This window comes from Polaromonas sp. UBA4122 (assembly GCA_002381615.1).
Taxonomy (GTDB): Bacteria; Pseudomonadota; Gammaproteobacteria; order Burkholderiales; family Burkholderiaceae_C; genus Polaromonas.
This window is the reverse complement of sequence record DFWY01000051.1, coordinates 1186-11747: the sequence shown is the minus strand read 5'-3', so window position 1 is coordinate 11747 and position 10562 is coordinate 1186. Positions and strand designations below refer to the sequence as shown.

Sequence of the window (10562 nt, the reverse complement as noted above, 5' to 3'; positions counted from 1 at the left end):
GGCGGGGGCCGTCGCCGCCGCAGCACTGTCGCTGATCCTGTTGATGTTGGGTGTCGGTTTGGGCCTGTCCTCGGTCTCGCCATGGGTGCATTACGGCGCAAGCGCAGCGACCTTTGGCGTATCGACCATCCTTTGGGTCACTCTGACGCAACTGCTTGCTTGCGCAATGGGTGGTTACCTCGCCGGCAGGCTGAGAACAAAGTGGATTGCGGTTCATACGGACGAGGTCTACTTCCGCGACACGGCGCACGGCTTTCTCGCATGGGCGGTCGCGTCGCTTGCGACCGCCGCGCTGCTGACCTCGGTGATCGGGTCGATCGTGGGCGCTGGAATCCAGGCTGGCGGAGTTGTGGCGGGTGGCGTTGCTGCCACTGCGGCCGGCTCCGAGATGGTGAAGTCTGACAGTGAGACCGGGCCGATGGGCTACTTCGTCGATTCGCTGTTCAGAAAAGACTCGAACACGGCAGTAGTCGCCACGGCCGTGCCGCGGTCCGAAGTGTCCCGCATCTTCATGAACACCGTCTTCACCGGACCCCTGCCCGCAGACGACATTCGGTACGTCGGCCAGCTCGTCGCACAGCGCACCGGTCTGTCACAGCAGGAGGCAGAGAAGCGGGTGACTGATACGTATGCACGCGTGCAGGCAAAGCTGACTGACGCGAAAACTGCGGCGAAAGACGCTGCTGACAAGGCGCGCAAGGCTTCCGCTTATGCGGCGCTGTGGCTCTTCATCTCGCTACTCATCGGTGCATTCGTCGCCAGCTGGGCGGCCACTTACGGTGGCCGGCAGCGCGACGCTTGACAGCAGCCCCAAAACTTCTAACTTTCGGAGGCAACTATGCGTTCACTAATTCTGCTTTTTCTTGGCGTTCCCATCCCCATCATTATTCTGATTGCGTTGTTCGTGCACTAAAAACGATCAACCACCAGCGAACGTGAAACGGAAAAAAACATCATGGCAACTGCAACCAGAAGGACGAGAAGCGCAAAAATGCGCCCAAATCCTTGGACGCACTCGCCTTGCTGCGAAGGCTCCGGCTGCGACAACTCAAGTCGCACCGATTTTGCAGTTGACCAAAATTCATTCGCACCACGAGTTTTCAATCTAAAAGGATTCCTAATGAACTCGCGCACTTAATCATTGCGGCAAGCACCTGTTTGCCACTGCCCATGCCCAAGTCACGTTCCAAACAGCCAATCCTCAACTTCGCGAGCAGCGGCTACGTCCGCGTGCGCGGCGCGCGCGAACACAATCTCAAGAATGTCGATGTCGATATCCCACGCGATGCGCTGGTGGTGTTCACCGGCGTGTCCGGCTCCGGCAAATCGTCGTTGGCGTTCGGCACGCTATACGCGGAAGCGCAGCGGCGCTATCTGGAATCGGTGTCGCCGTATGCGCGGCGTCTGTTTCACCAGATGGCAGTCCCGGAAGTCGATCGAATCGACGGCTTGCCGCCAGCGGTGGCGTTGCAGCAGCAGCGTGGCTCGCCGACCACCCGCTCGTCGGTGGGCAGCGTCACGACCTTGTCGAATCTGCTGCGCATGCTGTACTCGCGCGCTGGCGACTATCCGGCACGCCAGCCGCTGTTATACGCGGAGTCGTTTTCACCCAATACGCCGGAAGGCGCCTGCCCCGAATGCCATGGCCTGGGCCGGGTGTATGACGTGACCGAACGCTCATTGGTCCCGGACGACAGGCTGACGGTCCGCGAACGTGCCGTCGCCGCCTGGCCTACCGCATGGCACGGCCAGAACTTGCGCGAAATTCTGATGACACTCGGGCACGACGTCGATACGCCATGGCGCGATCTGCCGAAGAAGGACCGCGACTGGATCCTGTTCACCGACGAACAGCCGACGGTTCCTGTGTATTCCGGCTTCGATGCCGCGGAAGTGCGCGCAGCGCTCAAGCGCAAGATGATGCCAAGTTATCAGGGAACCTTCACCGGCGCGAAAAAATATGTGCTGCAGACTTTCGCCACGACGCAAAGCCCGCTGATGAAAAAACGTGTGGCGCAGTACATGGTCAGCTCCGACTGCCCCCTGTGCAAAGGCAAACGGCTGCGGCGCGAAGCGCTGTCGGTTAAATTTTCGGGTTGCGATATCGCCGACATATCGCGCCTGCCGCTCAATCGCCTAAGCGCTATCCTTGCGCCCTTCGCTGACGGCACGGCCAAGGTGGACACCAAACAAAGCCGCGAACATCCCGAAAAAGCCATCGTCACGCAGCGCATCGCCTTCGATCTGATCGAGCGGCTCGACGTTCTGCTGGATCTGGGGCTGGGCTATCTGGCACTCGAACGCAGCACACCTACGCTGTCACCCGGCGAATTACAGCGTCTGCGCCTAGCGACCCAGGTACGCTCAAACCTGTTCGGCGTAGTGTATGTTCTCGACGAGCCGTCCGCCGGTTTGCATCCGGCCGACACCGAGGCGCTACTGACGACGCTGGCCCGGCTTAAGGCATCGGGCAACTCGCTGTTCGTGGTCGAACACGACCTGGACGTCATCCGCCACGCGGACTGGATTGTCGATGTCGGTCCCGCCGCGGGCGACCAAGGTGGACTCGTGTTATACAGTGGTCCGCCGGCGGGGCTGGCAGACGTTGAGCGGTCGCAAACCCGGCGTTATCTGTTTTCCGGGCCGGCCCCGGCACGCCGCACGCCGCGCGTACCTAGCGGCTGGCTGCGCCTGGCGGGCGTGACCCGCAATAATCTCCACAAGCTTGACACCGCATTTCCACTCGGCGTGCTGACCAGCGTTACCGGTGTATCCGGATCAGGAAAATCGAGCTTGGTGAGCCAAGCTTTAGTGGATCTGACCGCGGCGCATCTGGGACACGAGATACCGCCTGAAGAAGAGGAAGTCGACGCGCTGGGACAGCGCGCCGTCATCGCGACCCGCGGTCATATCGTGGGCGGCATGGAAGGTATCAAGCGGCTGGTGCGGGTCGACCAGAAGCCGATCGGGCGCACGCCGCGCTCGAATCTTGCGACCTACACCGGCTTGTTCGATTACGTGCGCAAACTCTTTGCCGCGACCAAGGGCGCGCGCACCCATCGTTACGACGCCGGGCGGTTTTCGTTCAACGTTGCCAAAGGACGCTGCGCCACTTGCGCAGGCGAGGGCCAGGTGATGGTCGAATTGTTGTTTTTGCCGAGCGTGTATGCGCCTTGCCCCGCTTGCCACGGCGCGCGCTATAACGAGGGCACGCTCGCCATCCAGTACCGTGACAGGAATATCGCAGATGTGCTGACGATGACGGTCGACGCAGCATGGGAATTTTTTGCCGACGAAGCGCCGCTGTTGCGCCCTTTGTCCGTCTTGCGCGAGGTGGGCCTGGGTTATTTGCGTCTCGGCCAGGCCGCAACCGAATTGTCCGGCGGCGAAGCGCAGCGCGTCAAGCTGGCCACTGAATTACAGCGGCCGCAGCGCGGCGACACGCTCTACATTCTCGATGAACCGACCACGGGCCTGCATCCGTCGGACATCGACAAACTGATCGCGCAATTGGATACATTGGTCGAGTCGGGAAATACCGTGATTGTGGTCGAACACGACATGCGCGTGGTCGCCGCGAGCGACTGGGTGATCGACATTGGCCCCGGCGCCGGCGACGAAGGGGGCCGTGTTGTGGTCAGCGCCCCGCCCGATCAGGTCGCGCGCGCTGCGGACAGCCGCACCGCACTGTATTTGGCGCGGGCGCTGGCCTGATCGAATCTTCGCGCGCGGCGACCGCCGCAAAGTGGGAATTAACGCGCTCACCAAAAAGACGAGACGCATTGAGCGATGGCGCCATAACGTTGCTAGTGAAGCGGCTTGAGGCCCTCAGGCCGCCTTCGCTACTGCTTATTTTTTCACCTGATCGCGCCAGCGGTAGTGCTGTTGCCAGCCAAGCAGGCGCTTGAGCTTTTCATTGCTCAACAGCGTCTCGAACTCGCCCAACTGTTTCTTGAGCGGCACGTTCGGGTAGAAACGCTGCAGCAGTTCGGCGGTGGGCAGGTCGGATGACACGTCGTCGGCGGCCACATTCATCACTTCCCAGCCCAGTCCGTCCTTTTCGATGCCGAGCCGGCATGCGGCCGCCAGGTCGCGCCCATCGATATAGCTCCACGCAATGCGCTTGCGCAGCCCCGGATCCTTGAAGTACGCCGGAAATTTCTCGTAGTCGACAGGATCGATGACGTTGCCGATACGGAAGCAATAAATATCCGCCCCGGTGCGCGCATGGAACGCTTTCGCAGTCACCTCATTGATGACCTTCGACATCGCGTAGCTGTCCATCGGGTCGACGGGGTATTGCTCGTCGAGCGGAAAGTATTCCGGATCGCGGTGCCGATGTGCGAAGACCACGCCGTAGGTGGTTTCGCTAGACGCGATGATCACCTTCTTGATGCCGAGCTTCGATGCTGCATCCAGCACGTTGTAAGTCGCCATCACGTTGATTCGGAAAACTTCGTTGTCAGTTGTGAGGAGAATGCGCGGAATGGCGGCGAAATGGACGATGGCGTCGATCGGCTTGGCTTCGAGGTCGTCATCGAACGCATTTGCCGTGGTGCTCGACGCCAGCGCGTTGAACACTTGCCCCGCGTCCGTCAAATCCGTAATCAGCGTGCGTGCAGTGGCCTTGGCCATCGGTACACGGTCGAGGTTGAGCACCTCGTAGCCATGCCGAACCAGATCTTCGACAACCCATTTGCCGGCCAGCCCGCTTCCGCCCGTGACAATCACTCGCTTGGTCATGCGTCTCACTCCTTAATTGGTGAATCGAGGCTAATATATTCGGTTCTGTTGCATCAACATAAGCTATGCCGGATTTTGGGTGGATTTATCAAGCGTGCAGTGGTTCTGGGTGTTACTGCCGACGCGGATTTTACCAGGATGCCGACAAATCATGGACCACCCTTTTAGTCAAGAAAATTAAGGCAAATTGTGGACTGCAGGCCGATGGTGCCTGGTCAATCAATCATTTGCACCTCGGTCAAATCCGCGTTGGCACCAACAGTCGTCAGCGTCTTAAAACTCGATAACGACCAACTGAATTACATGGCCGCGTCCCCAGCGCAAGGCGGCGACCAGGCAGTCCTCTGCGCCAGGGTAACCACCCGCGCCAAACAGGCCATTGCCGCGCCACAACGCAAGCAATTGGTGGCGTCGGGCGTCCTGGCCGCCGACGGGGGGGGGAACGTTCTAGGGACCACTAACGGCTGGGTCGGGTTTTACTTGGATTTTCTCCTGAGGTTTTTCGTATCTTGCCGATAAACCAATGTAGGCACCTTTTGAACCACGCCCGGTTTACTTACCTGCACGGCACAAACCGCACCGTGCTGTGGGTCTCGCTCAGCACCTTTGCGAATGCCTCGATCACATATTTGATCTCTTCCTCCGTGTTCCACGCCCCCAGCGAGAATCGCACTGAGCAATGGGCCTCGGCTGGGGTGAGTCCCATTGCAAGCAATGCGTGCGAAGGCTCCGGATTCCCCGATTTGCACGCTGAGCCGGAAGAGAAAGCAATTCCTTTGCGGTCAAGGAAAAGGACAAGCGACTCCCCGCGTATCTCCGGGATGGTCATATTGAGCGTGTTCGGGAGGCGCTCGCGCTCGGGGCCGTTTCTGTGTGCGCCGGAGATGAGTTCACAGATACTAGACTCAAGCCGGTCGCGCAGCAGGGTTAAACTTTCTGGCATTCCGGAGTACAGCCCGCGAAGCGCCAGTTCCACGGCCTTGCCAAAACCGACAATTCCAGGGACGTTCTCGGTGCCTGCGCGCATTCCGTGCTCCTGTCCGCCTCCCTTGATGAGCGGATCGAGTTGTATATCCCTGCGCACATAGAGAGCCCCGACCCCCTTGGGTCCGTGCAGCTTGTGGGCGGAAACGGCCAGCAGGTCCACTCCGAGTTCTTCGACATCGACCGGGATCTTTCCGAAGGCCTGTACCGCGTCCGTATGAAACACAGCCCCGTGTTCGTGCGCGATCTCGGCTAGCTCTCGAACCGGTTGCAGCGCTCCGGTTTCGTTGTTCGCTAGCATGACAGAGACGAGAAGCGTGTCGGGACGAATTGCCTTTATGAGTGACTCAGGTTCCACGATTCCATTCCGGTTCACCGGAAGAACGCTGAGATCGAACCCCTTAGCAGCCAGCGCTCGCAATGGCGCCAGGACCGCCGGGTGCTCGATGCTGCTGGTGATCAAGTGACGACGTGAGCCATCCGAGGCTCTCGCAAGTCCCAGAATTGCAAAGTTATCGGCTTCAGAGCCGCCTCCGGTGAACACAACACGCCGGGCAGTGCAGTTCAGCCCCTGGGCTACGACCCTTCGTGCCGCTTCCACCGCCGCTCTGGCGCGGCTCCCCTCGCCGTGAATGCTGGAGGGGTTGCCACCTATATCGCTGAGGAACGGCAGCATCGCCTCGCGCACCTCCGGAGCAACGAAAGTGGTAGCGTTGTGGTCCAGGTAGACCCGGCGAGGCAGATCGCCTGGCGTTGCAGGATGAGGGATAGGACACGCATCCTCTTCAGCAGACGCTCCGACGCCCGAATTTCGCGCCGAAGGGCTGGAACCCTCTGCCTTGCTCACCCGGCAGAGGAGGGTCTTGTAGATGGGAAAGCCGGAGATCGGGTCAAAGCGGGTGATATCGGTGAGCTCGTTCACGTTGCACTCCTGCCACGCCTTTCCTCCGAGCGGCCCACCGCCTCCCATTGCGGCATCGATTGAACCGCGCACGATATTGTCGGTCAGCCTGGCGGTGAAGAGGGCTCGACCCCGCGGCGTCTCTACCCACACCCGCTCCTCTTCCTCGATCCCCAGTTCTTCGGCATCCTCACGGTTCAGCGTAACTGGTGGCTCCAAGTGCCGTTCAGCAAGTCCACGCACGCCGTGATGCTGGCTGCGGAAATCGAACGTTGTCCTCGCGCCCGAATTAAACACCAGCGGGTACGTCCGTGCCAGGTCAGGATTCGCAAGCGGCCCCTCGGCCGGCTCCGTATAGACGGGAAGAGGATCGTAGCCGTGTTCAGCGAGGATCGATGAGGCAATCTCAAACTTGCCGCTCGGAGTGTTGAACCCCGGCTGCCCGTCTGGGCGCAAGAGCCCCTTTTCCCACTTCTTATACTGCAACATAGCCGTCGAAACCCGAGCTTCTCCGCCCACCGCACGCACCTCCTCGAGTGTGAAGCCGCTGGGCTCAAGTGCGAAGCGCAGCATATCTTCTTCGCTCTGAGGATAGATATCGCCGTACCCCAGGCGTTGCGCAAGCTCGGCCAGAATAAGGAAATCATTCCTCGCCTCGCCCTGCGGTTCAACGAGCCGCTCCCTGATCTTGAAAAGCGGGCCGAAACGCATATATGACGTGATCTCATAATAGGTGGCGGCAGGGAGGACGATGTCGGCGTAAGCCGAGTCGGCGGTGTGATAGCGGTTGATGCAGACCAGAAAGTCCAGCGCCTCTAACGTCTTCCGCCAGATCACCGGTTGAGGCCAAGCCGTAATCAGCGAGCCGCCGAGAACAATGAGAGCACGAATGGGATAAGGATCCCCCTTCAGCACTGCCTCAGGAAGAGCGATTGCGTGCGACTCCCCGCGATAGGCACTATAGACCGGAAAGCGATCTCGACCCAGGGCCTTGCGTACATCGGGGTTCGGGATCAGCCGCGAGCGGTTCTGAGGGAAGATGTTCTCTTTCATTCGAAAGAGGAGCCCTCCCGGGACGTCGAGCTGACCGGCGAGCGCCCAAAGGGTGAAAACTGCCCTGATGGCCTGCACGCCGCTGTCCGAGTATTCCAGCCCGGTGTACATGACTGGGCAAGCCCCCCGCGCCGAGGCTATCCGCCGCGCCAACTCGCGAACTTTCCCTGCCGGGACCCCTGTTATGCCCGCCACCACCTCCGGCCGGAAGTGCTGCACGTAGCTACACAGATCGTCAAAACCAACCGTCCAGTTCCGGGCGAAACGGTCGTCGTATAGTTCTTCCTCAACAAGTACATTGATCATCCCCAGCGCGAGCGCACCGTCTGTTCCTGGCCGAATTGGCACCCACTCGGCGCCTGACTCAACCGCGGTCTCGGCTCGACGCGGATCGATTGCAATCACCGCGGCCCCACGCTGCCGCGCCTTCAGAATCTGCAGGTGAGCCAGTGGAGGCGAGTCGGTGGCAGGGTTCGCTCCCCAAATGACTATCAGCTCGGATTGCTCCAAGTCTGTTTCCATCGTGCTTAGCATCTCGCCCATGGTCACGTGCGGAGCAATCATGGCGAAGGAAACGTAACACAGAGCGCCGACTCCGAGCGTGTTGGGAGAACCGAAGGGGAACAGGACGCTCGATGCGGAGGACACCGCCACTCCCGCAGGCTGGAAGATGTCGCACAGCGCCATGTCGAAGCTTCCTCGCCCGGTATAGATCGCCATGGCCTCCGGACCTAAATCCCTCTTGGTTTCCTGAAACCTTTCAACAATGGTCTCGAATGCCTGGTCCCAGGAGACTCTTTCGAAGTCGTAGCGGCCCCTTGGACCGATTCGGCGCAGTGGATAGAGGAGCCGGTCCGGGTCGTGGACAATCTCCGGTGAGTGGCGGCCGATCCGGCAGATCATGCCCATGGGGTTCCCCTCCTGGGGTTCAACCTTCACCAGCTTTCCGTCCTGGATGGTTACAGTGACGAAGCAGCCGGCCGGACAGATACCGCAGAGGCCGTGCCGGGTCTCCATCATCACTTCCTCCATTCGGGCGATTCGAAGAGGAAATCTGTCCGTCTCAGGAGGATAGCGGTTGTTCCCGTTGCCAGCGTGTCGCGAAGGTGCGTACTCGCATTGCTTCCGTCCATAATGACTGTATCAGGGGAATTTCCATTGGCATGCTTGAGCATCTACTTCTCCTTTCCGAGTCAAAATAAGCAATAAGAAATTCAACGACACTCTCAGAGAGTATCTCTAGGGCTGGCAGTTGCAGTCAATCGCAGCTATCGTACGGAGAGCCCTGAAAAACGGTCGGAATCGCGGTCCACTGCAGCAACCTGTGATGCGATGAGTTCCGCCGTCCTATGATGTGCCCGCCATTAGCTGGCGTTCTGCAGAGCAAACTCCCAGTTGATTAGCTTGTCGAGCACGGCATTGACATAGTCGGCACGACGATTCTGATAATCTAGGTAATAAGCATGCTCCCACACGTCAATGCTAAGCAGTGGCTTCATGCCCGTTATCAAAGGGACAGCGGCATTGGCGGTCTTTACCACCTTGAGCTTGCCGCCCTCTAGGACAAGCCAAGCCCAACCACTTCCGAACTGTGAAACGGCCGCGCTGGCAAGCTCCTTCTTGCAGGCGTCTACGCTGCCGAAGGATGCCTCGATTCTCTGCTTGAGTGCAGCGGGCGGTTCGCCTCCTCCCTTCGGTTTCATGCTTTTCCAATAGAACGTGTGGTTCCAAGTTTGCGCCGCGTTGTTGAAGATCGCGGATCTTTCTGGCTGTCCTGCGGTACTGGTAATAATCTTCTCCAGTGACAGGTCAGCATATTCTGTTCCTGCAATCAGCTTGTTCAGGTTGTCCACATAGCCTTTGTGATGTTTTCCATAATGAAAACTCATCGTTTTGGCTGTTATGACCGGTTCTAATGCGGTTTCGGCATATGGAAGAGGGGGTAGGACGTGGGGCGACGCTGCTCCAAGCAAGGGCGAGGAATTGCTTGTGTCTATCTTGCTCATATCAGTTTCCTTAAGGTTGGTGGGTGATGCATAACGGCTTGCGCTTCAGCAGCAGCGAGCCATGCACAACAAGGTGAAGCCGTCCGCTGAAAGCGGTTGTCGGGCAGTTTTTCCGGGAATCCTTTACTTCTTTTTCTTAACTTTTCCTTCTACTTCTTTTGCCCCCCCTTTGGCATAGAACTTTTCTTCATCGGGGGGCAAGCTCACGGAGAAATCTCAGAAACGTCTCCAACGTGTACAAGTTCCTCGTTGCTGATTAAATTCAGAGATTGGAGAGTACGAAGTGATAAATATCAAAGACAGATAAGTTCGGAGCAAATACACCCAGGACGTCAAGCTGGAGACGGTACCCGTGACGGCCAAGATACTGGGCGTGCCAGTGCAGATGTTGGGCAACTGGGTGCGGCTAAGTGCGAAAGGTCAACTCAAGTGGGTCGGCGACAAGCCGGTGAGGGCTGGCTGTATCTGACGGCGGTGCTTGACCTATACAGCCGGCGAGTGGTGGGCTGAATCATGAGGGATCGCATGCAGGCCAGCGTGGTCACCGATGCGCTGCGGGTGGCGTGGTTCAGGCGCTTCAATCAGACCGGGGCGGTCAGTATTGCAGCCATGAGTTCCAGAATGCGCTCAACGACTACGAGATGAAATCATCAATGAGCCGCAAGCCTATGGTGGACGACGCCGTCTCGATGATTCGGCGGCGCGTAGAGCGTATAGAGCGTATAGAGCTTCAGCGGAACACTGCCTGTATTGACGATGTTGTGATTCGTCCCTGCCGGGACCACTACCGCGAAGCTGGCGCGGATCGCCGGCCGAACGCCATCGAGAACCGCTTCAGCGGTCCCTTCCTCCACGCGAAAGAACTGGTCGAGCTT

At 59.1% G+C, this 10562-nt stretch carries 7 protein-coding genes and 1 pseudogene; 3 read left to right on the top strand and 5 right to left on the bottom strand.

The window, feature by feature from the left end:
- Positions 1 to 802: hypothetical protein (locus B3F77_RS06820; RefSeq protein WP_293604229.1), on the top strand; the 802-nt coding region annotated here is incomplete at its 5' end.
- 107 nt (positions 803 to 909) lie between these two features.
- Here the strand turns inward: B3F77_RS06820 and B3F77_RS06815 are convergent.
- A complete protein-coding gene (locus B3F77_RS06815; RefSeq protein ID WP_293604228.1) occupies positions 910 to 1104 on the bottom strand; it encodes a hypothetical protein in 195 nt (64 codons plus the stop codon).
- Between the two features lie 66 nt (positions 1105 to 1170).
- Here B3F77_RS06815 and B3F77_RS06810 point away from each other — a divergent pair, with 66 nt between their 5' ends.
- Positions 1171 to 3714: an excinuclease ABC subunit UvrA gene (locus tag B3F77_RS06810; protein WP_293604227.1), complete on the top strand. Its 2544-nt coding sequence runs from the start codon at positions 1171 to 1173 to the stop codon at positions 3712 to 3714.
- A gap of 135 nt (positions 3715 to 3849) precedes the next feature.
- Here the strand turns inward: B3F77_RS06810 and B3F77_RS06805 are convergent, their stop codons facing one another.
- From B3F77_RS06805 to B3F77_RS06795, 3 genes are all read right to left on the bottom strand, one after another.
- Positions 3850 to 4743, bottom strand: coding sequence for an NAD-dependent epimerase/dehydratase family protein (locus B3F77_RS06805; RefSeq protein ID WP_293604226.1), 894 nt, complete (start codon positions 4741 to 4743; stop codon positions 3850 to 3852).
- Positions 4744 to 5299: 556 nt separating this feature from the next.
- Positions 5300 to 8713, bottom strand: a complete 3414-nt coding sequence (locus tag B3F77_RS06800) for an aminotransferase class V-fold PLP-dependent enzyme (protein WP_293604225.1) — start codon at positions 8711 to 8713, stop codon at positions 5300 to 5302.
- Between the two features lie 332 nt (positions 8714 to 9045).
- Complete coding sequence (locus B3F77_RS06795) at positions 9046 to 9687, bottom strand: superoxide dismutase (RefSeq protein WP_293604224.1); 642 nt, start codon at positions 9685 to 9687, stop codon at positions 9046 to 9048.
- A gap of 450 nt (positions 9688 to 10137) precedes the next feature.
- Here B3F77_RS06795 and B3F77_RS06790 point away from each other — a divergent pair.
- Positions 10138 to 10352: pseudogene (locus B3F77_RS06790) on the top strand (DDE-type integrase/transposase/recombinase); the annotation flags it as partial.
- Here B3F77_RS06790 and B3F77_RS06785 read toward each other — a convergent pair.
- The coding region (locus B3F77_RS06785) for a cupin domain-containing protein (protein WP_293604223.1) at positions 10338 to 10562 on the bottom strand (225 nt) is incomplete at its 5' end. The pseudogene B3F77_RS06790 and the gene B3F77_RS06785 overlap by 15 nt on opposite strands.

Bases quoted from the DNA above. Each gene is read 5' to 3' on its own strand.
- B3F77_RS06810 (WP_293604227.1), top strand. From the start codon at position 1,171: ATGCCCAAGTCACGTTCCAAACAGCCAATCCTCAACTTCGCGAGCAGC.
- B3F77_RS06805 (WP_293604226.1), bottom strand. From the start codon at position 4,743: ATGACCAAGCGAGTGATTGTCACGGGCGGAAGCGGGCTGGCCGGCAAA.
- B3F77_RS06800 (WP_293604225.1), bottom strand. From the start codon at position 8,713: ATGGAGGAAGTGATGATGGAGACCCGGCACGGCCTCTGCGGTATCTGT.
- B3F77_RS06795 (WP_293604224.1), bottom strand. From the start codon at position 9,687: ATGAGCAAGATAGACACAAGCAATTCCTCGCCCTTGCTTGGAGCAGCG.